Raw genomic sequence first — 24914 nt, 5'->3', positions numbered from 1 at the left:
GGAAAAAAATGTGCCTAAGTTTGCTCAAAAATTTGTTCTTCTTGGAGCTTTATTGCTTTCTTTTTCTCCATTTTCTGCTTCTGCAAACAATAAAATCAAAGTTGTTGCGAGCTTTTCTATTCTCGCAGATCTCGTAAAAAATGTAGGAGACAACCATATCTCTATGACCACTTTTGTAGGTCCCAATGCAAATACCCACACTTATGAACCTACCCCCCATGATGTTCAAGCTCTTAGAAATGCTCAAATTATTTTCATCAACGGACTTCATTTAGAAGGATTCATTGATCGCCTCATTACAGCAAGCGGTACAAAAGCACTTCTTGTCAAAGTTAGCGCTAACATTCCCTCCCTCAAAATGAAAAATCAAGAACATAACGCCCATCATCACCACAGCGTTATTGATCCACATGCTTGGCAAACAATTCCCAATGTCAAAATCTATGTGAAGAATATCGCTGCTGCTTTTTGTAAAATCGATCCACAATCCTGCACAAGCTACAAAAAAAATGCCGAAACCTACATCCAAAAACTTAAAATAGCACAAGATACCCTGAAAACAAAAATTACTACCATCCCTAAAGATAAACGTATCATTATCACATCTCATGACGCCTTTGGCTATTTTGCAAAAGAATACGGTTTTACTATCCTCGCCCCTCAAAGTGCTTCAACAGAAGCTGAAGCAACCGCAGCCGATGTTGCTAAACTTATCAAACAAATTAAGGCGAATAAAGCAGCTGCACTATTCGTTGAAAATATCTCTAATCCCCGTCTCATAAAACAGATTGCAAAAGAAACAGGTTTGAAAATTGGTGGGACACTTTATTCTGATGCATTGTCAAATAAAAATGGCCCCGCAGCAACTTATCTCGATATGATGGAACATAATGTGAATACCATCATTGATGCCATCACAAAACATTAAGATCTTCTACAAAAGAGATAAAAAACTGAATACAGCACTGAACCGTCTTCATATTTGTCTCAAACATACTGTTGTATAAAGTTTAGGTTGGTTTATAAGCAACAAAAAAGTACGCACTTTATAAGAATGCAATATCATAAAACCATTAATATACTGGCAATATATTAAAAAAATATATCAGCTTTTATAAAATGCTTTGCAAAACAACAAGATAACTGTCTTTGTCCCTGCTAATTCTTATAGGTATTCGCACCAATCCCTTATGTCATATTCATAAAGATCTGTCTAAGGATGATCTATAGGCAATTTTTTAACTCAAGAATATAGAAAATTTGATGGGATGTTACAGATGTGTTTCATCTGCTTTTATCATTAAAAGTAATGAAAATTTTAAAACAAGCGCGCCTTCTATCTCTCAGTGATTTCTTTTGCAACTGACCAGATACCCTAGCTGAAAATTGCATAGTGATTTACATGAGAAAAAATAAAAGCTTCTTATAGAAGCTCTGAAACCATTTAAGATCATATGGTCAGCGGTAAAATAAAATATGCCTATTCTCGTACAGGCTATTTAGAACAGCGTCGTATTTTTTGGATCAAATAGACTTCTTATGTTAGGGATCAGAGCTAAGATATGGGGCGCATCCCCTCTCATCTGTGAATTATTGGTTCCCTCTATTTCCCTCATTTACTTTTTATAAGATACATAAATTATTACATCAAGAAACATATGGTTAATGAATGGTTATTTTATATTGATATTTTTTATAATGAAAATGATTTTATTATGTTTGAGGTTTGAAAATAATATTCTTCTTACAGACCGTGAAAATGCAAATTTTCTTCATATAAATATTTTGACACTCTCAGCGCCATGGAACAATAGATCATTACCAAAACTTTTAAAATTTTGTTTTTAATCACATCGGGTACAACCTGATTTTGTAAATGTAATCGAGAAAGTCAAAACACAACATTATCATGACGCAACATAAAAGAAAGTCGTGTCACATCAATTAATGCTTACTTATTATTTGTGCGCTTTCCAGTGTTTTTATTAAAAGTATGAAAATTCTGATGAGCGACAGTAAAACTTAGTTTTTGACCATAGTCGTGTGTCAAGCGTTCTTTTATTTCAATCGTAAAGATGATATCATTCCAGCGCGTTAAAACATGGCAACCTGTTCCAATAGGCTTGATAAGCTCAATTTTTGTGTGAAAGACAGGTCCTTTATCTGGATGTTCGCCTAATAAGATTATTTCAGGTCTGAATGCTAAAAGATCAGTTTCTTCGCCATAAGACAATGAATGCCCTAAATGTTGTTCTAAGACATGGCGATCAAGAAAATTCATAGGAGGAGAACCAATAAAATCAGCAACAAATGTTGTTGCTGGAGTGTCGTAAATTTCCATTGGTGTTCCAATTTGCTCGATAGCTCCTTTATTCAAAACGACTATTCTATCAGCTAATGTCATAGCTTCTAGTTGATCATGGGTAACATAGAGGCTGGTTGTTCCTAATGAACGCTGTAGTGTTTTTATTTCAATACACATTTGCGCCCGTAATTTTGCATCAAGATTTGAAAGAGGTTCATCAAAGAGAAAAACACGGGGTTGACGTACAATCACACGCCCCATTGCAACACGCTGACGTTGTCCTCCTGATAATTGTCGTGGTTTACGATCAAGAAATGGTTCTATCTCCAAAAGTTTTGCAGCATGTGCGATGCGTTTTTTAATTTCTTCTTTAGGGGTTTTACGATTTTTAAGACCATATTCTAAATTTCCACGAACTGTCATATGGGGATAAAGAGCATAATTTTGAAAAACCATAGCAATATCACGATCAGCTGGTTCACGATCATTGATGCGTTCGTTATCAATACATAATTCACCTGAAGTAACTTGTTCAAGTCCTGCTATAATACGCAATAAGGTTGATTTCCCACACCCTGAAGGACCGACAAGAACAAGAAGTTCTTTATCAGCAACAGTTAAGTTTAAATCATCAATGACCAGAATGCCGTTGTCATACCGTTTTTTTATATTTGATAACTGGATTATGGCCATAATTACTTCTCCGTTTCAATAAGGCCTTTGATAAAAAGCCGTTGCATGAAGATAACAACAAGAACAGGGGGAACCATGGCAACAACCGATACTGCCATGAGTATATTCCATTGAGGATCATGTTGAAGTGATTCGACAATAAGCTGTTTTAAAATAATAAGGATCGTTTGATGCTTTTGATCCGTTGTGATGATAAGAGGCCAGAGATATTGTATCCATCCATAAATAAACATAATGATAAATAAAGCAGCGATATTGCTTTTGCTGAGAGGAAGAAGAATATCCTTAAAAAATTTAACTGGACCTGCACCATCAACACGTGCCGCCTCTAAGAGTTCATCTGGAATAGTCAGAAAAAACTGGCGAAATAAAAATGTAGCGGTTGCAGATGCAATAAGTGGAATAATCATTCCACTATAGGTGTCGATCATCCCCAATTTTGCAACAACCTCATAGGTTGGAAGAATACGAACTTCGACAGGGAGCATCAATGTAACAAAAATAAGAACAAAAGCAGTTTTTCGGAAAGGAAAACGCATATAAACAATTGCATAAGCAGACAAAAGTGAAATAATAATTTTCCCAATACTAATCCCAAGAGCCATAATGAGTGAATTCATTAAGAGTGGCCAGAGGTTGGGAAGACCGAGTTGTGCGAGGCCATCACCAAAGATTGTTTTATAATTTTCCAAAGCATACTTCCCAGGTAAAAGAGGAAGTGTTCCTGAGTTGAATGCTGCTGAACTATGGGTTGATGCAATGATAGCAACATAAACTGGAAAGAAAATAATGATAATGCCAATAATGAGAGTAATATGGGTTAGAAATTTCAAAACAGGGCGATTTTCAACCATAATTTACTTCCTAATATTGTACACGGCGCTCAATCCAGCGAAACTGAATAAAGGTTAAGACAATAACCATCAACATCAATATTGTTGATTGTGCTGCTGATGCACCGATTATTTGATTTCTAAAGCCATCGTCATATACTTTATAGACGAGGATGCTCGTTGCACGCGCAGGACCTCCAGAAGTTGTATTATCAATAATACCAAAGGTATCAAACATAACATAATTGACATTGACAATAAGAAGGAAAAACGTCGTTGGTGAAATTTGCGGGAAGACCACAGTCCAAAATCGTTTAAAGGGACCAGCACCATCAATGGCGGCTGCTTCTATTTGAGAACGCGGAACAGACTGAAGACCTGTAAGAAAAAAGAGAAAATTGTAAGAAATTTGCTTCCAACTAGCCGCTATGACAATAAGAATCATTGCTTGAGTGCCATTAATACGATAATTCCATAGCACCCCTATTTTCTCGAGAAGAAAAGGAATAATTCCGATGGTGGGATGAAAGATAAACAGCCATAATATACCTGCCAATACTGGAGCAACAGCATAGGGCCAGAGCAAAAGCATTGTATAAGCCTTTTTTGCACGGATGACACGGTCAACACAGACCGCTAAGAGAAGTGATATTGTCATTGAAGCGACAGTAACTGAGATGGAAAATACTGCGGTTGTAAGAAGTGATTGCCGATAAGTAGGATCAGAAAGAACCGTTAGATAATTTTCAAAACCAATAAATGTTGTTGTAAAGCCAAAAGGGTCTTCACGCTCAAAAGATGATTTTATTGCTTGAGCAGCAGGCCAGAAGAAAAACAAAAAAGTCACAAGAAGCTGAGGGAAAAGCAGTCCGTAAGAAAGTAGACTATTTTTAAAATATGCATGTTTTTCTTGCATTCGTAGGGCTCTTTAAATGTAGAGACTTTAAAAAGATAAACAAAAAGAACTCAACTGTTTTTGTTGAGTCTTTAATGTCTAACAATAAAACAAAATTAATGATTAGATTTTTCAAATTCACGCAAGAGTTTATTTCCACGTTCAACGGTCTCATCTAAACCATCTTTCGGTGTTTTTGAACCACTAAGAACAGCTTCCAACTCTTGATCAAGAATGGCACGGATTTGTGGTAAATTACCAAATCTTATCCCCTTCGAGTTAACTGTTGGTGGATTAAGATTAATCTGTTTGATAGCTATATCCGCACCTGGCGTTTTTTCATAGAAATGTTGTTTTTTGCTCAATTCATAAGTCGTTTTTGTGGTTGGAAGATAACCTGTTTCCTGATGCCATTTTGCTTGATTTTCTGTTTTTGAAAGAAATTTAAGAAAAGCAGCTGCCCCTGCATATTCCTTTGGGGTATGGCCCTTAAACGCCCAAATAGAAGCGCCCCCAATAACTGAATTTTGTGGTGCTCCTTCTGTATCCTTATAGTAAGGTAGCATACCAACCCCCACATTAAACTGAGCTTCAGAAACAATTCCAGCATGTGATCCTGAAGATTGCATAAAAATTGCACAATTTTGTGCCATAAACATTGGTGTTGAATCTAATGCACCTGCTGGACCACCATAACGGAAAATACCTTGATCAGACCACTTTTTCAGGTCAGTCCACATACGCACTTGTAAAGGTCCATTAAATGTAAGTTCTGAATCAAGTCCTTTAAAGCCATTTTCCTTCGTTCCAAAAGGAACATTATGCAACGCTGAAAAATTTTCTATACCAATCCATTGAGCAGCATAAGCCATCGTAAAACCGCAAGTTGCCGCTTTAGTCTCAAGAATTTTTTTGGAAAAGTCTTCTATATCTTGCCATGTTCTAGGAGGCTGTTCTGGATCAAGCCCTGCTTTTTTAAAGATATCTTTGTTATAATAAAGAATGGGAGTTGAAATATTGAATGGCATAGAGACGATGCGCCCCTGTTCATCGGAGTAATAACCACTAATAGCAGGGAAATAATCTGTAAGATCAAATTCTTGTTTTGTATCAGCCATAAGTTGATAAAATGGATAAATTGCACCTTTTGCAGCCATCATAGTTCCAGTACCAACGTCATAAATTTGGGCAAGAACTGGCTGTTTCTTTCCACGAAATGCCGCAATGAGTGAAATCAACCCCTCTTCATATTCGCCGCGAAATGAAGGAACAACTTTATACTCAGATTGACTTGCATTAAAATCGTTAATGAGACTTTCAGTTTGCTTTCCTAATTCACCACTCATAGAATGCCAAAAGCTGATTTTTGTCTGCGCAAAACCTGCTGTTATTCCCACTGTGGACATTATGATAGCAACCGTGGCCGCTATGGAAAGATAAAAACGACTCATGGTTCACCCTTTCTGAAGTGATGGAATACAAACTACCCCTAAATTTATAGTATTACACATGAACATGCTATGACAGTCTTATTTCAGAAATATATTCTTTCATTTAAACAGGAACCACCAAAAGGTCAAATGAATTTGTTTAAATTTTTTCGTTTTCTTTTATAAGCTTTCTTATATATTAACGAGATACGCGTTTATAACTATCTGAAAAAAGTGAGATGGCTTAAATAAGCAAAGTCACTTGGTAAAAAGATGTAGATCGTAAATGTCATTCAATGACTATTTTAATATTTGGATTTACTTTTTTTTAAAGAATTGTTTATTCTTTTGTTATTTATCTTATAAGTTTCGGCTTATAACTTTAACACGATATTTCTCCTGAATTTAACAAAGAGATAAATAGAAATTTTCTTAAAATTAAGAAAATCATTTTGAAGCGCTTAATAGTCTCCTTCCTTGTAGTGAAATCATGCCCCTCACGCAAAACAAAATGACATTTTATGACCAATTTCCATGCTGTTAAAAAATCTTTCAATACATCTACATTTCATGATAGCGCCTATAAAATAAGCTATAAAACCTCTCCACTAAAGTATATAAGACTTTTTGCATGCTATCATTTTCACTTCATAAAAGTGCAAAACGACATCATTATATGAGATCCTAATGCTTTAACAAGTCTTGCATTTTAAATACGTTAAATGAATATTTTTATTCTTTTTTCAATAATCTTTTATCCACACACCAACCCTGCTTGTAATGTGCAAACGAATGATTTTGATTGATTCATTGTAAAAAGATTCGAAATAAGAGAATCCTACGTATTAAAGTCTCTTATTCACATGAATAAACTGTTAATTATCATTATAAATCAATGTATTATTGTTATATATTCGATATTTTTTCTTCTTTCATTACGCTAGCTTTATGAGGATATATAGTTCTCTTTGTATTGATGTATTTTTTACCTTTGTGCACGCAATTGCAATGCGAGATCAGGTTGATCTGTCGTAATATAATGTACAGGCATGTCAAGCCAATGTGATAACCGAGCTTTTCCATTAATTGTCCATACCCCTACAGTAAAACCAGCCTCAAGAGCTGATTCAATAAAGTCCTGTGAAACAATAGAGCCATCTAAACTTAGATCAGAATAACCTAATTGCTTCCATTCAGAAAAATGACGGTACATATCACCTTCAAAATTATCAACACATGGACCAGATGATATTCCTGCTTCAATAAAAGGACGAAGGATCAAAGGATCAAAACTAATTGCAGAAACCCGTTCTGATAAATTTCGGCTTTTTATTAGCGCAAGCGCTTTTTGGGATAATATTGTTTCACGCTCCACTTCACCACATGTCTTGATTTCAAGATGCAATGCGATATTCGTTGGTGTTAAAAGATCAAGCACCTCTTCTAATAAGGGAGGAGCTTCTTGGCTTCCTTTTACGCAGAGTTGTTTGCGTGTTTCATTATCAATGTCGTGAATATACCCCTTTTTTCCAACCAATTGGTCTAGACGAAAGTCGTGAAAGACAACCACTTCACCGCTTTTCAGCAAATGAACGTCGCACTCAACTTCATCAACACCTAACGCTATAGCATTATTAAATGCCAAAAGAGTATTTTCAGGATAAAGATGAGCTCCACCACGGTGTGCAACAATTTTTTTCTCAGACATGCAAAATTCCGCACTTCTCAATTTTAAACGATACTGACGTACAGATTGCCAGATACCGGCTTATATCATATGAAAATACACAATCATTTTTAAATGATTTTTTCTACACTTTTCGAATATCAAACCCTCAGTCATATTTTATTCTTAAAAAGACTTATCCTTCATTTTAATTATTCCCATTCAATAGTGCTAGGAGGCTTTGAGGTTACATCATATACAACACGATTAATCCCTCTAACTTCGTTAATAATACGTGCTGCCGTCTTACTTAAAAACGCCATATCATAGGGATAAAAATCAGCAGTCATTCCATCTACAGATGTGACGGCGCGAAGAGCACAAACAAATTCATAAGTGCGACCATCCCCCATCACGCCAACAGTTTGAACAGGAAGAAGAACAGCAAAAGCTTGCCAAATTTCGTCATAAAGACCAGCTTTACGGATTTCCTCAAGATAGATAGCATCTGCTTCACGTAGAATTTCTAATTTTTCACGGGTTACAGTACCTGGACAGCGAATTGCAAGACCTGGACCTGGAAAAGGATGGCGACCAATAAACTGCTCTGGTAATCCTAACTCTCGCCCTAGCAAGCGAACCTCATCCTTAAAGAGCTCACGCAACGGTTCTACAAGTTTCATATTCATCTGTTCTGGTAGCCCACCCACATTATGATGACTTTTAATGGTTACCGTTTTACCAATAGCAGACACACTCTCAATAACATCTGGATAAAGCGTCCCTTGTGCTAAAAACTCTGCACCTCCTATTTTTTTAGTTTCTTCTTCAAAAACTTCAATAAAAAGGCGACCAATCGTTTTGCGCTTTTTTTCTGGGTCTGTCTCACCTTCTAAAGCATTAAGAAATATATCGGCAGCATTAACGTGAATAAGCTCTATATTATAATGATCACGAAAGAGCGTGAGAACTTCTTCAGCTTCATTCTTGCGCATCAGCCCATGGTCTACCAAAATGCATGTCAGTTGATCTCCTATGGCTTCATGAAGGAGTACCGCTACAACAGATGAATCCACTCCTCCTGAAAGACCACAAATCACACGACTTTTCCCAACTTTTTGTCGTATCGTAGCAATTGCCTGCTCACGATAAGAAGCCATTGACCAACTACCTTTAATAGCAGAGATTTTATGAATAAAATTTTGCAAAAGTTTTGTACCATCTGGTGTATGGATAACTTCAGGATGAAACTGTACTGCATAAAAATGCCTTTTTTCATCAGCAATAGCCGCATAGGGAGCTCCGTTTGAGGTCCCTATGACATGAAAACCTTCTGGTAAAGCTGCCACACGGTCACCATGGCTCATCCATACTTGATAACAAGAACCTTTTTCCCACACTCCATCAAAAAGGGCACTCTCTTCTTGCACTTTCAAAAAAGCACGCCCAAATTCACGCTCATGTCCAGCTTCAACCTTTCCTCCAAGCTGAACACACATGACTTGTTCACCATAGCAAATACCCAGAATCGGAATACCCACCTCAAAAATTTCCATTGGAGCACGCGGAGAGCCCTCATCAATAACGGAATAAGGACTCCCTGATAAAATAATAGCTTTAGGATTTATGCGGCGCACAGCTTCTAAAGCTAATTGAAAAGGAGCAATTTCACAATATACCCCCATTGCTCGTACCCGTCGTGCAATAAGTTGTGTAACTTGTGAACCAAAGTCAATAATAAGAACAGTGTCTGGATGCGATATGCTCATAGAAAACCAATCAACAATTGTAAAAGAAAACTCATGAGAGTTATGATTCAATCTTTCTCTTTTCACAAGCCTGTTTTCTTAAGAAAAAGATTATTCTCATAAAATTTATGATAAAAAATGCAAAAATATAGATCAATGTTTTTTTTGCAACACAGATAAAAAGAACCCATCTGTTTGTGTTGTGGCTGGCGACAAAGTAAGTCCATAATTTGAAAAAACTGGTTGCACAGGAGAAAAACTAAAATGTTTCTGCCAAAGCGCTGGCATATCTATTGGAGCAAAATGAGAATGTTGTTGAAGGAAATGGGAAATTTGTTTCTCATTTTCATCTGTAAAAAGAGAACAGGTAATATAAACTAGGCGCCCCTTTGGCTTAAGATAAGCTATCGCTTCATTCAAAATAGCCCTCTGTTCTGTTTGGCGTTGTTTCACCTGTTCTAATGTTAAACGCCATTTCGCATCTGGACGACGACGCCATGTTCCTGTCCCACTACATGGCGCATCTAGTAGAACTCTATCCATCTGACCTGTTAATGGTTTTAATTCTTCTCTTTGCACTCGTATTTGTACATTACGAACACCAGCGCGTCGAAGACGATCAAAAATAGGAGCCAAACGAGCTTTGTCTGAATCATAAGCATAAATCTGCCCACGATTGTTCATATCAGAAGCTAAAGCTAATGTTTTGCCCCCAGCACCTGCACAATAATCTAATACCTGCATGCTTTCTTGCGCTTCCACAAGGTGAGCAACAATTTGAGATCCTAAATCCTGTATTTCAAAGTGTCCTTTTTGAAAAGCTGGTTCCACTTGAATATGAGGATGACGGTTAAACTTTTCAATCGGTGCAATTCTTAAAGCTTGCCCAAACCATGGCAAAGATTTAAGTTTGGTTTTTGCTAATTCTTTCAACACCTTTTCTGGTGTTGCTTTTAGATTATTTACCCGTAGGTCTAAAGAAGGACGCGTTGCTAACGCAGCCGCTTCAGTGATCCAATTATCACCAAATAAAGGACGAAGATGCGCTTGACACCATTGCGGGATATCACCACGAATATAGTCTGGAGCATCCACTAATTGCTGACCTTGCCAGGATTTACGCTGTTTAGCTCCTAATAACTGCGGTGCAAACCGATCTTCTGCCAACTCACCGTCAATTTGCTCCAGCGTCATTTTTCCAGAATCTAATAAGGCACCAAAAGCGATATCTCGGATATCATCACTCTCCATACGCCATTGTAAAGAATAGCGTCGTCTTAACACATCATAAACGATTGTACCAATAGCTGCGCGATCACCTGCTCCAGCAAAGCGATGAGAAAGGCCCCAATCCTTTAAAGCTTCTCCTACTGGGCGATGCTTCATTTCTATCTCTTTGAGAACATCTATTGCTGCTTGCAAACGCCCACCTAATCGCATTCATTTCTCCCATTAAAATAATAAAATTAAATCATCTAAAAAAATAATATTATCTTCTTCTTGCCAATAAAACCTTCTCAAAGCCATTAAAAATTTACATTCAACATTAAAATGATTTGATCATACTTTTTATAAGATCCAATATTAGAGTATCTAGATTTTTCCTTTCATCTTCTGCCCATTCACTTTTTTATCCCTCTACCTCTTATACTAAAAGATACGCAGTTATCCATAAAGACCTTATTTCCGCCATGCATTACGAAAAAAATAAACTCTTTAAATAAAATTTATGAGGATTATCTGAATAGCAGAAAAAATCAAATATCTCCCATCTTTTATGGCTATCCTTCTGAAAAAATAGAAAAAATCTTCTCATAAAATTAAAAAAGTTTATCTTACGTTCACCAAAAAATTAACTTTTTAGAAAATGCTTGGAACCACTATTTGGCATGACCGTTTTTACTCTACTGGCAACTGCCAGACAATTTAAAAGGAGAAAATAATGACTTATAATAATGAAAAAACAACTTCATCTAAAAGCCGTCATAACACAATGCCCTCAAACAACGGAAAGAAATCCGTCCAAAGTGATCAGACAAACACTCGCCAACGTGCGTCAAAGACAGGACGGAAGACTACAAAAAGTTAATTCTAATTTTATATAAATTATTTCATATAGTCTTAACAGAAAGAGTTAGAGTTTTGACCTCTAATTCTTTCCTTTTTGGGATTATTACACCAAATCACAAACAGAAAAAGCGCAGTCTTCCTTTCTCGTTCTCGGAAGATTTAAATTTATGCGATATGACATTATGCTCTTATATCTTTAAACTGGCCCACGATAGTTGGGACTCTCCCGTGTAATAGAAACATCATGCGTATGACTTTCATGGAGTCCCGCATTCGTAATACGTACAAATGTTGCTTTTTCACGAAACTCTACGAGATCTTTTGCTCCAACATATCCCATTGAAGCACGAAGTCCACCAGCAAGCTGATGTAGAACTGATGCTATAGGACCTTTATAAGCCACCTGCCCCTCCACACCTTCAGGAACCAACTTAAGTTCATCACGAACATCATCTTGAAAATAGCGATCTGCCGATCCTCGTGCCATAGCACCAACAGATCCCATACCACGATAGGCTTTAAAAGATCGGCCTTGATAGAGATAAACTTCACCAGGACTTTCTTCTGTACCTGCTAAAAGAGATCCAATCATCGCTGCACAAGCCCCACCAGCTAAAGCTTTAGCAAAATCACCTGATGCTTTGATTCCACCATCTGCAATGATGGGAATGCCCGCTTTTTCAGCAACTTCTGCAGCATTCATTATGGCTGCAAGTTGAGGAACACCGACACCAGCAACAATACGCGTTGTGCAAATAGAGCCAGGACCAATACCAACTTTTACCGCATCTGCACCACTGTCAATCAATGCCTGCGTTGCTTGAGCAGTTGCTACGTTCCCAGCAATAACAGCTAGAGAGGAAGCCATCTTTTTAATTCGTTCAACAGTTTCTAGCACATGTTGAGAATGCCCATGCGCTGTATCAATAACCAACACATCAACACCCGCGTCGATGAGGCGTTCAGCACGTTCAATCCCTCCATTCCCAACACTACTGGCTGCTGCAGCACGCAAACGCCCTTGAGAATCTTTAGCAGCATTTGGATTTAATTTTGCTTTTTCAATATCCTTAACTGTTATCAGTCCGACACAACGATTTTGTTCATCCACAACTAATAATTTTTCAATACGATGATGATGTAAAAGATATTTTGCTTCATTAAGTTTGACATTTTCACGCACCGTGATCAAATTTTCATGCGTCATTAATTCATAAATTTTTTGTTTTGGATCCGATGCGAAACGAACATCTCTATTGGTCAAAATACCAACAAGTCGTCCTGCTGTCTCACCTTTAACACTATTTTCAACAACCGGAATACCTGAAATGCCATGAGAGCGCATCAAAGATTTCGCTTCCTCAAGTGTTGCATCTGGTCCAATTGTCACCGGATTAACAACCATACCAGATTCAAACTTTTTTACTTGGCGGACTTCTTCTGCCTGTTCTGCAGGAGACATATTACGATGAATAACTCCAAGACCTCCAGCTTGAGCCATAGCAATTGCCAAACGCGATTCTGTTACCGTATCCATTGCAGCAGAAAGCAATGGCAAATTGAGCTTAATATCCGCTGCAATGCGCGTACTGAGATCCACTTGACTAGGCATAACAAGAGAATGACCGGGCTGTAAAAGTACATCATCAAAAGTCAGTGCCAATGCACCTGTCCCCGTTTCAACAATCTTTGCCATAGCAAAATTCCTTTTATAATAAAACACCGCAAGGAGCTTTAAAATACAACTGCGGTTCTCATACATGGTAGATTGGCAAAAAATTATGCCATGCTACAAACAAAATGAAAAGAAAAATAAATATTTTTTTTAAGTGTGGTTTATAAAAATTTACAATTGAGATTCAATAGGTAACCAACTTATTATTTTTGTAAATGTGCGACGCCAAAAATTGCTTTCTGGCTCATGGTCAATGCTATATTTTTTTTCATTTTCAATAAAATCCCAATAAATACGATTATTATCACCAAGACGCAGATGATAACTCATTTCTCCTGTTGTTTCTTCAGAAAACAACAAATCTAATCTTGCTGTAATGGGAGCACATTCAAAAAGAATGCCCATTTCTGTATTTAATGATGCTGATCTGGGATCAAAATTTAAAGATCCAATAAAAGCTGTTTTACGATCAATTAAAAAAGCTTTGGCATGTAAACTTGCCTTACTCGATCGAAACAACCGTAATCCATGGGTGTTGCCCTCCGATTTTAATTCATAAAGCTTAACACCACTTTTCAACAACGCCTTACGATACGATACATAACCCCCATGCACCAGTGCTACATCAGTAGCTGCTAAAGAATTCGTCAGAATTTTTACATCAACACCCTTTGAAACCAAATTACTAAAATTCTGCGTTCCAACCTTACCAGGAACAAAATAAGGTGACGTAATCTGAACCGTTTTTTGGGCATTTCCAATAACCTTTGAAAGTGCCTTCATAAGCCAATTGCTTGCTTTTTTACGCAATGCTTTTTCTGGAGGGTCAGAAAGAACAACAACTTTGTCTGCTAAAAATAACCGCCTTCCTGTTTGAATAAAACAATCAAAATTAATGTGCTGTTTGACATAATCTAAATAAACTTTTGCAACCTTGGAATCCCGAAATTTTTGTAATTTATCCTTCCAATAGCTAAGATCACTTGCGCTTTTAGGAACAACCAAAGTATGAATTGGCAAAACAACAGCACTATTCCAAAAATCATCAAAAATACTTTCCACCTTTTTAACAGAGGGTCCGATTAACATCAAATCTAAATCTCGAAAATGGGATTCTTCACCAGCATCAAAATAAGAATCTGCAAGATTACGTCCTCCTACAAAAGCGATCCTACCATCAACAATAAAAGCTTTATTATGCATTCTACGTGTAACAGTAATCGCCCGTAATATAATCTCTAAACCACGGCGTAATCCACCTTTACGCGATCGTCCTGGATTAAACATTCTCACCTCAATATGAGGGTGTTTATCTAGCGCAATATAAGCTGGATCACGTGCTTGAGCGTTAATATCATCCAAAAGAAGCCGTACCCGAACACCCCGATCCGCTGCCTTAACTATTTCACTTAATAATAGACGCCCTGTTAAATCATCATCCCAAATATAATACATCAGATCAAGGCTACGCCCAGCCTCTGCAGCTCCTATTGCACGAACGCAAAACGCGTCCAAATTGCTGATAATGAGGGAAAGAGCATCTTTATCAATCCCCAATCCATTTTCTTCCTCAGCTAATTGACTGACGATACGATCAAGCTTAGTTTCATCTTTCTGAATAGGTAACGCATAAGAACATTGCCCCCTAGCATTTTTCACAAAACGCCCATAAGTGTAGATTGCCAACATAGATGCAATAAAAAAAAAGAGGACAAAACCAATAACAATATGTAAAAGAGTCAAAGAGGACAAACTTTCTATTTTAAGCTATCGCATCATCAGTAATGCAAACGATAATCCTAATCACTTTATCTTAACCGTGTAGCAGATAAAATGCCACTTCTTGCTTAAGAGAGTATAAATTTAATATTGATGATACAAAAATTTTAGCGGTAGTATTTAAAAGTTTTTAAAAATGCCTCTCTGCTTTAATAAATATAAACTTAACTAAAATTGTATAAACTGAAACAGACGATTAAAATAGTCACATAAAATTTATATTTGTTTTAAATCTACAAAATCATCCTCTATAGATAAATTTTGCAATAAATGATTGTTTTCTTAAGCCCCCCCACGGACTTTATCAAAATCCACTCTATTTTTTTGAAACTCATGCTTGTCATGAAGAGAGATTTGTTATGAATTTTACTTTCGTTCTTGATTTCTTATTGCTCGTAATTCTTCCATTTTTCTATAAAGTGTAGAGCGACCAATATGAAGGCGGCGCGCAATCTCACTCATATGTCCTTTATAATGTTTGACCGCTTTCTCGATAATATCATGTTCCATCTCTGCAAAAGTACGCACATGCCCATCTGTATTCAAAAATTTTATCGATTCTTGTTCATTATCTTCTTGCATAGCACCCTCAATGATATTGGGAACATTCATTAATGGATTTCCCATTAATTGCGGAAAATCTCGAACAGTTAATAACGGTCCTTCACTGAGTAAAATCGCACGAAATAAAAAGTTTTCAAGCTCATTTCTATTGCCAGGCCAATCATACTGCATAAGCAAGGAAAGAGCAGATCCTGCTAAACCATGGACATGTGATCGCCCTGTTTCGGTGATAATGCGATCAATCAAACGTTGTGTGATCTCTGGAAAATCATCCCTTAATTCTCGCAAAGCAGGGACGCTAATAGACAAGTGAGAAAATTGTTCAAACAAACTATGCAAAAAAAAGTTCTCTTTAACCAAATCCTTTAAACGCGATGTTGAAATAGCAATGATCCGAAAAGGGAAAAAATCTCCTTTTGTATTCCTTTCCCTTTCTTTAAGGTAATGAGCGAACCGTTTTTGCTGTATGGGCTCAAGTCGATCAATATCACAAAGGCAAAGTGTCCCTTTCTCAAGAGAAGAAACCAATGGTAGGAATTCTTTAAACCACTGCTGATTTTCTTCTTCTGGATCAACAATGGCTGAACATTGAAAGCGAATAAAAACACCTTCCGAGAATAATCCCTCATGATGAATAATCCGAGCTAATGTTTCACGTCCTGTTCCAACTTCCCCCTCTATCAAAAGATTCTGTAAAGAAGTTGCTGCTTGTCTCGATTGTTCTAACACTACCTGCATAGCTCTACTTTTTATGCAAAGATCAGAAAACCGTAAATGATTCTCTTTTTTTCGCCGAATATCTCTAACTTCATGCTCCAAGGCAGAAATAAGAGCAAGAATATCCAAAGTAACCCTTACGCGTAATAATGTTACTGGGTGGATCCAATAATCAATAGCTCCAGCTGTTAAAGCTTTCTGGAGTAAATTCTGATTCTCTTGTTGTGCTATAACGACAATAGGAACAGAAACACCAGCAACTCTAATCATTTTAATTAAATCGCTCACACTCAAATCACTCATAACGACATCAAGGAGTGCAAGCACAATGTTTTTACGCCTGTGTAAAAGATCAATCGTACGGAGACCATTTTCTGCTTCAATGACACGATAGCCAAAACCTCGCAGCATAGCAGAAAGTTCTATCCGTCTTCCATAATCTTCACTCGCAACAAGAATAGGACCAACCATAATGTCAATAATCTCCTTTGAGACTACTCAGCAGCTTAATATAAAAATTGTTGTAAACCATAAGAAATATTTCACCTCTTGTGTTTCACTTACGAACTTCATCAAGCTGTTAATTAAATACAACATTAAGGCATTTTTTTCCATTTTTTTGCTTTTTCATTGATTTTCATCAAATTTTTCATATTGACTCATGGAGTATTTGATAATGTTATAAAAACTAGAGAGCAAAATAATCTAAATAGAGTGCAATAAATGAAACATACCTATCATATTTTATGTCTTACAATTACCACCTTGCTGTTAGGTGCCTGTAGCTTTTCGCAATATTATAACTCAAATATGCCAACTGGAATTGATGGAAAATGGGTTGATGAGAATGGTATTATTTCTTCTTTCCACAATGGTGTTTTTGAAACGCGTGCAGCAGATACAGAAGAAAAACTATCAGAAGGGGTATATAATTATCTCAATGCCCAAAATATAGAAATTGAAATACGCTCTATTCTCCGTGGAACAATTTCTAGAGTCAATTGTACAGTGTCATATGATGCCACACAACTTCTCTGCACCTCGCATACAGGAGCACAGTTTTTCCTTAAGCGGAAATCTTAGACAAGGTACAAAGGAAGCCTCTCTTAAGAACAGAGGGAGCACATACATTAAACAGGAGGTGATCCTTTCTCCTCCTGATAGAAAATCCTCTCTAAAATACGCAAAGATACGGATATAATTTTTACCTTGAAAATTTTCTAAACATTATGAAATGCATAAAATAATCATTTTCTTCCACCAAATATCAGTAAAGCCACCTCACAATAAAATTGTTACTTTGTATCATTCAATCTATTTTAACCTAAAATAACATTTTATTTGATAGGAAACTTTAATCTAAGCAGCGCCAATGCGCAAAAGATCATGAAAATGAACAATTCCTATCGGTTTTTTATCTTCAACCACGAAAAATGCACCAATATGATGATCATTAATAAAAGCTGTTGCTGCACCAACAAGTGTATTTGGTTTTACAACTTTAGGAGCTTTGGTCATCACCTCGTCAACATTAAATTTTGATAAATTAAAATGCATGTTACGTGCAAGATCGCCATCGGTTACAATTCCAATTAGTTCGCCTTCTTGATTCACAACACCAACACAACCAAAATGCTTTTCCACCAAAACATTCATCGCTTCAGTCATAGATGTTCCCTGCATAACCAAAGGCATATTATCACCCTCATGCATAATATCACACACGTATTTAAGGCTTGCACCAAGAGAACCACCAGGATGATATATTTTGAAATCCGTTGCGGTAAAACCACGCATTTCTAAAAGAGAAACCGCTAATGCATCTCCCATTGCCAATTGCATAATTGTTGAAGTTGTAGGGGCTAAACCATGGGGGCAAGCCTCTTCTATCTTTGGTAATAATAAAACAATATCAGCTTGTCGTCCTAATACAGAGTACTCACTTGATGTCATCGCAATAAGGGGGATACGAAAACGCGCCGCATAACTTATGATACCACTTAACTCTTGAGTTTCACCAGACCATGATAAAGCAAGAATAACATTATCAGATCCAATCATACCAAGATCACCATGATTGGCTTCTGCAGCGTGAACAAAAAAGGCAGGCGTTCCAGTTGAAGCTAGGGTTGCTGCAATTTTTGTCCCTATATGACCACTTTTCCCAAGACCAGTAATGACCACATGTCCACGAGCTTTTCTAATAGTTTGAACAGCCGCTTCAACAGAAGAAGAAAGAGTTCCCAGAAGAGATTTTTCAAGGGCTTCAAGCCCCTGCTTTTCACTGGCAAGTGTTTTAAGCGCTGATGCAACTGCACCTTGCAAAGCCATATGAGGAGACGGTGTTATCATAATCAAATTCGATCAATAAAATTAAATGAGAGATCTATATCATCTTTCAACATTAATGGTTTCCAGTAAATTTTTCAATGAGGCAGAAACATGGCTGTGCATATCAGCGCGTGCCAAAGAAAATGCAACGTTGGCTTCAATGAAACCAGTTTTAGAACCGCAATCAAAAGTGCGCCCTTCTACTTGCAAACCCCAAAAATCCTGCTCATTTGAAAGCCGTATCATAGCATCTGTTAATTGAATTTCATTTCCTGTTCCTCGTTCTTGAGTGGAAAGAATATTAAAAATTTCTGGCTGCAAAATATAACGTCCATTGATGTACAAATTTGATGGTGCCGTTCCTAACACTGGTTTCTCTACCATTTTTGTGATTTTAAAACCATTTGCAATCTGTTTACCTTTGCCAACTATACCGTATTTATGTGCTTCTTCAAGATCGCATTCCTGAACGGCAATAATATTTCCCCCGCCCACCTTTTCATAAAGACTAATCATCTCAGAAAGACATCCCTTTTTGGCTTGAATCAGCATATCGGGTAATAACAAAGCAAAAGGTTCCCCTGCAACTAATTCACGCGCACACCAAAGAGCATGCCCTAATCCCAAAGGTTGCTGTTGCCGAGTGAAAGAAGTTGACCCTGGTAATGGCTGTAAACGGTATAAATGTGCAAGATCTTCTTTCTTTCCACATTCAGCCAGTGTCGTGTATAATTCAACTTGCGCATCAAAATAATCCTCAATGACTGCTTTGTTACGTCCAGTCACAAAAATAAAATGCTCAATACCAGCCTCCCTCGCCTCATCCACAACATATTGAATAACAGGTTTATCAACAACTGTTAGCATTTCTTTAGGAATTGTTTTTGTCGCAGGAAGAAAACGCGTACCAAGACCTGCTACTGGAAATACAGCTTTCCGGATTTTACGCACACTCACCCTCCTCAATGAATTCATATATTTTTTGTTTTATTTAACATATGTTTTTACGAAATGGTAAAAAAGATATCTTATTGTTTTGATTATCATTATAATGGGCAATCAAAAATGTAAAAAAGAGTATGAGAATTTATTGAAAGGATTAAAACGAATTATTTATTTCAGTTTTCTCCCCTTCTTGATCATATTATCGATTAAACTAAATACAAAATAAAGTTATTGCACATCTAATAAATTGAATATTAATGGGGATTTCAAAATGCAAAAAACAGAATTGAAGACTTTCTCTTTTTTAGAGAAGTCCATAAATTGGAGAACTCTTCTCACTGGCTCTGCCGTTATTTTTTCTGCTTTTTTAATGTTTTTTGTATCCCTTTCATATGCTGATAGCGGATTTAAACACTGGATTAAAGAATTTAAAAAAATAGCTATTGCTCACAATATTACCCCTTATACGTTTCATATGGCGTTTAAAGGTGTTAATGCAATTGATCCAGAAGTTCTAAAAAGTGCCGCATACCAACCGGAATTTGTTGCTCCTTCATGGAACTATTTCGATAATCGTGTCCATGATATTGCAATTGAGGAAGGACGGCGCCAAACTCAAAAATGGAACAAATGGCTTCTTCAAATTGAAAAACGTTTTGGTGTTGACCGCAATATTCTGCTTGCTATTTGGTCAATGGAAAGCAACTATGGGAAAGTTTTAGCTAATAAAAGTGTAATGCGTGACACCATTCGTTCTCTTGCAACTTTAGCCTATGCTGATAAAAAACGTGCAAAATATGCATATACACAGCTGATTGCTGCTATGAAAATTCTACAAAGTGGCGAAATTAAACGCTCTCAACTCACTGGATCTTGGGCCGGTGCATTGGGGCATACACAATTTATTCCAAGCAGTTATCTCGCCTATGCAGTTGATATGGACCAAGATGGACGGCGTGATATCTGGAACTCTGTTCCAGATGCTCTGGCTACTGCTGCTAACCTTCTCCACAAAAATGGCTGGCAATCTAATCTTATTTGGGGAGTAGAGGTAAAAGTACCGCAGGGGGAAAACCTCCCTGAAGGCTGGTATTCCTTTGAACAATGGAAAAAATTAGGTGTAAAACACGCAAATGGGCATCCTCTTCCTACATTAGCTGAACAAGCAATATTAAAATATCCAGATGGAGCAAAAGGACCTATATTTTTAGTCACAAAAAATTTCTTTGTTCTGAAACATTATAATAATGCAGATCGTTATGCGTTTGCTGTTGCTCTTCTTGCTGACCGCATCGCTGGACATCCTGGATTGGTGCATGATTGGCAAAGACCTTTTCAACCTCTTACTTTCCAAGAATGCAAAGAACTGCAATCTCGCTTAAGTGCACTGGGCTATTACAAAGGGAATGTTGATGGAAAAATCGGAACAGCTTCTCGCAAAGCAATTAAAGCCTTTCAACTACGTCACGGTCTAAAAGCAAATGGATATCCATCATCTCAAGTGCTTTTTCTCCTTCGCAAACAATAATGGAGACTAAGGTTTTGTCTTCTGTTCGCCTGATATACTTGGCATTATTGCTATTTTCACTTTCCATTGTGGGGATCATACAGCCATCCCCAAGTAAAGCAACGAACTTCTTCAAATGGTTATCACAACATAACAAACAGACGCAACAACCACCGCAAATTATAGAACAAAAAATAGACAAGCCGCAAAAAAAGATCGTAACACAAAAAAACATACAAAAGCTAAAAGATGAGAATGCAAAGCGCATTCTTGTCATAGGGGATTTTACAGCTTCTGCTGTTGCCGATGCACTTAAGAAGTTTTTTATAAATAATAGCGATATCGTTATCATGAACAATACAATGCCAGCTTCCGGCTTAGTTCGGACGAATTATTATTCTTGGCAAAGCAATATTCCTAAACTCATTGATCAAAATAACCCCGATGTTATTATCATGATGATCGGTGCAAATGACAATCAACCAATCACAGACTCTTATAGAACAATTAACACAGATCAATCAGAATGGATGCACATCTACAAACAAAGAATTATCGAAATTGTTGAAAGTCTTCATGCCTCTAGAAAATCATGGATATGGATAAGTCAACCTGCCTTTAGAAATGACCTTTTGACACAAAAAATGAAAATTTTTAATGTGCTCTATAAACAAGAAACAGAAACAGCAGGAGGATATTTCCTCGATATCTGGAGCGGCTTTAGTGATGAGACAGGAAATTTTTCTTTTTCAGGCTATGATATTAATGGAAAAATAACCAAATTACGCACCAATAATGGCATGCATTTCACCTCTGAAGGAAAGAAAAAACTTGCCTCTTATTTAGAAAAACCATTGAAAAATATTTTAAATTTTTATGCCTTTTCTCATAAAAATCCTTACTCAACCGATCAAGCTATTCAAAAACTTATACAAGAATCAGAGAATAAAGAGCGGAGCAATATTATGCGTCAGCCTCCAATGAGCCTCGATGATATGGCACAACAAAACACTCACCTTTTAGGCAAAAGAAAGTCAAGTTTTATAAAAAAATCATGGTTTGCACCAAATGGGCATCAAAAAGATCGAGCTGATAATTTTTCTTTCCCATAATGTCTCTTTAAAAGACAAAATCTAATTTCCTTCATAAACAAAAGGTGAACAAGATAAAAAACTCTGTTTACAGAGCTATAATGAAGAGAGAATTCGTATAAATCACAACTGCATTTTTCGAATAATATGAAAACGGCATGGTATTAACCATACCGTTATATCTTATAGTCCACGTTTGTTAATCATTGCCTCTGGTAAAGGCATCCGTCCCCGAAAAGCTTTATAAAGCTCCTCTGGATCACGACTTCCCCCAGCAGAGTAAATAAAACGTTTCAACTTATCAGCAAGCTCTGAATTAAAAACATCTCCCGTTTCTTCAAAAGCCTGAAAAGCATCAGCATCAAGGACTTCCGCCCACATATAAGAATAGTAACCAGCGGCGTAACCATCACCTGAAAATATATGCGTAAAATGTGGAGGACGATGGCGCATAATAATTGTATCAGGCATTTGCAGCTTTTCTAATTCTTGGCGTTCAAATCCTGTTGGATCAGTTACCTTTTGTCCTTTATGAAAAGCCATATCTACGAGAGCTGATGAAGTAAATTCAACTGCAGCAAAGCCAGCATTAAATGTCTGTGCTGACAAAACCTTATCCATTAATGCTTGCGGCATAGGATGTCCTGTTTTTGCATGCGTAGCATAAGATTTTAATATCTCTGGTACAGTTAACCAATGTTCGTAAAGTTGAGAAGGCAGCTCAACAAAATCACGTGAAACAGATGTTCCCGATACAGATGGCCATGTGACATCAGAAAGCAAACCATGCAATGCATGCCCAAATTCGTGGAAAAGCGTACGCGCATCATCAAGTGATAAAAGAGCAACCTCCCCTTTGGGTGGTTTAGCAAAATTACAAACATTGTAGATAATAGGCTTTTGTCCGCCATCCAATTTATATTGTGATTGCAAACTACTCATCCACGCACCGGACCGTTTTGAAGAACGTGCAAAATAATCACCAATGAAATGCCCAAGTAGACTTCCATCAGACTTTTTTACTTCCCACAAACGTGCATCAGGATGCCAAAGTGCAACAGCATTTTTTTCTTCAAACGTAATGCCAAAGAGTTTTTCTGCTACCCCAAAAGCCGCTTTAATCATACGATCAAGCTGAAAATAATATTTAATTTCAGCGCTATCGAAAGAAAGTTTTTCAGTGCGAAGTTTTTCAGTATAATAACGCCAATCCCAAGCAGCTAAAGATTCATTGCTGCCCTGATTGTTGGCAAAATTTTGTAATTCAATTTGCTCAGTAGAAGCCTTCGCTCTTGCACGCTCCCATACAGGCATAAGCAAATCCATAACGGAATCAACACTTTTAGCCATGGTATTATCGAGTTTCAAATCTGCAAAAGATTTATATCCTAATAATTTCGCCTGCTCATCTCGAAGCGCAACAATCTCTACAATAATTGTTTTATTATCATTCTTGTTATTATTTTCACCACGTTTAGCCCAAGCTTGGAATGCAACCTCACGCAAATCACGACGATCAGAGAATTTTAAAAAAGGTTCAACAATCGAACGTGCTAGTGTTAATGCATACGCTTCTTCATTACCTCTTTCACACGCAATTTCCTTCATTGAATCAATGAGATCTTGCGGTAAACCAGATAAGTCGGTCTGTTTTAAAAACAGAATCCATTCAGCTTCATCATTTAAGACATTTTGTCCAAAAGTAGCATTTAAAAAAGCAAGTCTTTCATTAATTTCCAAAAGCCGTTTCTTAGCTTTTTCATCGAGTTTTGCCCCATGACAAACGAACTTTTTCCACCATAATTCAAGAACACGTGTTGTTTCACTCTCAAATATGCCCAGCTGCGACTGTTTATAAAGCACATCTATTTTTGCAAATATCCGTGCATCCATCATCATTTTTGAAGAATAACGAGAAAGTTTTACAACGAACTCTTGCTCTAGCTGTTGAATTAATACATTCGTATGAGCACTGGTGCGCAAGAAAAATATTGAACAAACACGATCAAGCGCTTTGCCACAAAGCTCAAAAGGCTGCAAAAAACTCTCAAGCGTTGGTGGTTCTTGCACCATCGCAATCGCCTCTAGTTCTTCTTCGGCTTCTTGAAGAGCCTGTTCAAAAGCGGGTTTAAAATCTTCATCACTGATAGAAGAAAAATCAGGAAGACCTGAAAATCCCTTCCAGTCCAGCACTGCTGCTTTTGTCATAATACTTTATGTCTCCATTATAAATTTAAGCTGTAACGATTATCTTTACGACACAAATTGATAATATACTAAAACTATTTCGTGAGTTTCAAAACGACCTTTCCAAACGCTATTGAATAAAAAAATCTAGAAATCGTAAAATTCTTTCATTTCAAACCATATTATATTGGAGAAATAAAGATTATTCGTTCGCACATCACAATACAATTGCATATTAATAAAAACACTTGAAGAAAGGCATAATCTCCACTCTTTAGAAAATATTGCTGTAGATCCTTTTGAAAATCGCAAAACTGCATCAAAGAAATGATGGTAAAAATCAGAACTGATTTTTACATTTACGCTTTTATATTATTCTCAAATTAAACTGTATTCTTGTTTTATTGATTCAGAAACTTGTTTATAACCTATAATTTACCATTGACTTTACTTCAAATATTAACAATTGGGAATATAG

18 protein-coding genes are annotated in these 24914 nt (G+C 36.9%); 5 read left to right on the top strand and 13 right to left on the bottom strand.

Translation table 11 applies throughout. The features are described from left to right. Positions 1–10 precede the first annotated feature (10 nt). A complete protein-coding gene (locus tag ACFIJK_RS04120; protein ID WP_375625593.1) occupies positions 11–928 on the top strand; it encodes a metal ABC transporter solute-binding protein, Zn/Mn family in 918 nt (305 codons plus the stop codon). A gap of 1023 nt (positions 929–1951) precedes the next feature. Here the strand turns inward: ACFIJK_RS04120 and ACFIJK_RS04115 are convergent. The 7 genes from ACFIJK_RS04115 to ACFIJK_RS04085 form a co-directional block, all read right to left on the bottom strand. After that, on the bottom strand, positions 1952–2998 hold the full coding sequence (locus ACFIJK_RS04115; protein ID WP_375626722.1) for a sn-glycerol-3-phosphate import ATP-binding protein UgpC: 1047 nt from the start codon (positions 2996–2998) through the stop codon (positions 1952–1954). A gap of 2 nt (positions 2999–3000) precedes the next feature. Next, entirely contained in the window at positions 3001–3852 is an 852-nt protein-coding gene (gene ugpE / locus ACFIJK_RS04110; protein WP_375626720.1) for a sn-glycerol-3-phosphate ABC transporter permease UgpE, read from the bottom strand. Positions 3853–3862: 10 nt separating this feature from the next. Next, positions 3863–4747: a sn-glycerol-3-phosphate ABC transporter permease UgpA gene (gene ugpA / locus ACFIJK_RS04105; RefSeq protein ID WP_375611841.1), complete on the bottom strand. Its 885-nt coding sequence runs from the start codon at positions 4745–4747 to the stop codon at positions 3863–3865. A gap of 95 nt (positions 4748–4842) precedes the next feature. Then, the gene (ugpB, locus tag ACFIJK_RS04100; protein WP_375626717.1) at positions 4843–6177 is read right to left on the bottom strand and encodes a sn-glycerol-3-phosphate ABC transporter substrate-binding protein UgpB; all 1335 of its coding nucleotides are present in this window, start codon (positions 6175–6177) and stop codon (positions 4843–4845) included. A gap of 964 nt (positions 6178–7141) precedes the next feature. Beyond that, positions 7142–7864 (bottom strand): glycerophosphodiester phosphodiesterase, encoded by a 723-nt coding sequence (locus tag ACFIJK_RS04095; RefSeq protein ID WP_375626715.1) that lies wholly within the window; start codon positions 7862–7864, stop codon positions 7142–7144. A gap of 170 nt (positions 7865–8034) precedes the next feature. Then, positions 8035–9591, bottom strand: coding sequence for a glutamine-hydrolyzing GMP synthase (gene guaA, locus ACFIJK_RS04090; RefSeq protein WP_375625726.1), 1557 nt, complete (start codon positions 9589–9591; stop codon positions 8035–8037). A 132-nt stretch (positions 9592–9723) separates the two neighbouring features. Next, entirely contained in the window at positions 9724–11010 is a 1287-nt protein-coding gene (locus ACFIJK_RS04085; RefSeq protein WP_375625587.1) for an RsmB/NOP family class I SAM-dependent RNA methyltransferase, read from the bottom strand. 502 nt (positions 11011–11512) lie between these two features. On the opposite strand from ACFIJK_RS04085, the gene ACFIJK_RS04080 reads away from it, so the two are divergent. After that, on the top strand, positions 11513–11659 hold the full coding sequence (locus ACFIJK_RS04080) for a hypothetical protein (protein WP_169728634.1): 147 nt from the start codon (positions 11513–11515) through the stop codon (positions 11657–11659). A gap of 177 nt (positions 11660–11836) precedes the next feature. Here ACFIJK_RS04080 and guaB read toward each other — a convergent pair whose 3' ends face one another. From guaB to ACFIJK_RS04065, 3 genes are all read right to left on the bottom strand, one after another. Continuing rightward, positions 11837–13336 carry an IMP dehydrogenase gene (guaB, locus tag ACFIJK_RS04075; RefSeq protein WP_375626712.1) on the bottom strand — a complete coding sequence of 500 codons (1500 nt, stop codon included), beginning with the start codon at positions 13334–13336 and terminating at the stop codon, positions 11837–11839. A gap of 150 nt (positions 13337–13486) precedes the next feature. Beyond that, entirely contained in the window at positions 13487–15058 is a 1572-nt protein-coding gene (locus ACFIJK_RS04070; RefSeq protein WP_375625585.1) for a phospholipase D family protein, read from the bottom strand. Positions 15059–15460: 402 nt separating this feature from the next. Then, complete coding sequence (locus tag ACFIJK_RS04065; RefSeq protein WP_375625584.1) at positions 15461–16846, bottom strand: sigma-54-dependent transcriptional regulator; 1386 nt, start codon at positions 16844–16846, stop codon at positions 15461–15463. Between the two features lie 252 nt (positions 16847–17098). On the opposite strand from ACFIJK_RS04065, the gene ACFIJK_RS04060 reads away from it, so the two are divergent. Beyond that, positions 17099–17458, top strand: coding sequence for a hypothetical protein (locus ACFIJK_RS04060; protein WP_375625583.1), 360 nt, complete (start codon positions 17099–17101; stop codon positions 17456–17458). Between the two features lie 276 nt (positions 17459–17734). Here ACFIJK_RS04060 and ACFIJK_RS04055 read toward each other — a convergent pair whose 3' ends face one another. Both ACFIJK_RS04055 and ACFIJK_RS04050 read right to left on the bottom strand, forming a co-directional pair. Beyond that, positions 17735–18727 (bottom strand): SIS domain-containing protein, encoded by a 993-nt coding sequence (locus ACFIJK_RS04055; protein WP_375626709.1) that lies wholly within the window; start codon positions 18725–18727, stop codon positions 17735–17737. A 39-nt stretch (positions 18728–18766) separates the two neighbouring features. Continuing rightward, positions 18767–19657, bottom strand: coding sequence for a UTP--glucose-1-phosphate uridylyltransferase (locus ACFIJK_RS04050; RefSeq protein ID WP_375626707.1), 891 nt, complete (start codon positions 19655–19657; stop codon positions 18767–18769). 265 nt (positions 19658–19922) lie between these two features. Here ACFIJK_RS04050 and ACFIJK_RS04045 point away from each other — a divergent pair, with 265 nt between their 5' ends. Both ACFIJK_RS04045 and ACFIJK_RS04040 read left to right on the top strand, forming a co-directional pair. After that, positions 19923–21179 carry a lytic murein transglycosylase gene (locus tag ACFIJK_RS04045; protein WP_375626705.1) on the top strand — a complete coding sequence of 419 codons (1257 nt, stop codon included), beginning with the start codon at positions 19923–19925 and terminating at the stop codon, positions 21177–21179. A 14-nt stretch (positions 21180–21193) separates the two neighbouring features. Continuing rightward, the gene (locus ACFIJK_RS04040) at positions 21194–22270 is read left to right on the top strand and encodes an SGNH family hydrolase (protein WP_375626703.1); all 1077 of its coding nucleotides are present in this window, start codon (positions 21194–21196) and stop codon (positions 22268–22270) included. A 162-nt stretch (positions 22271–22432) separates the two neighbouring features. Here ACFIJK_RS04040 and ACFIJK_RS04035 read toward each other — a convergent pair whose 3' ends face one another. After that, positions 22433–24457, bottom strand: a complete 2025-nt coding sequence (locus tag ACFIJK_RS04035; protein ID WP_375626701.1) for a M3 family metallopeptidase — start codon at positions 24455–24457, stop codon at positions 22433–22435. Positions 24458–24914 lie beyond the last annotated feature (457 nt).

Origin of the sequence: Bartonella sp. PS17NMGDW (assembly GCF_042193555.1) — a bacterium.
Classification (GTDB): domain Bacteria; phylum Pseudomonadota; class Alphaproteobacteria; order Rhizobiales; family Rhizobiaceae; genus Bartonella; species Bartonella grahamii.
Note: the sequence above shows the minus strand (reverse complement) of the source record. Positions and strands in the feature narration are given on the sequence as shown.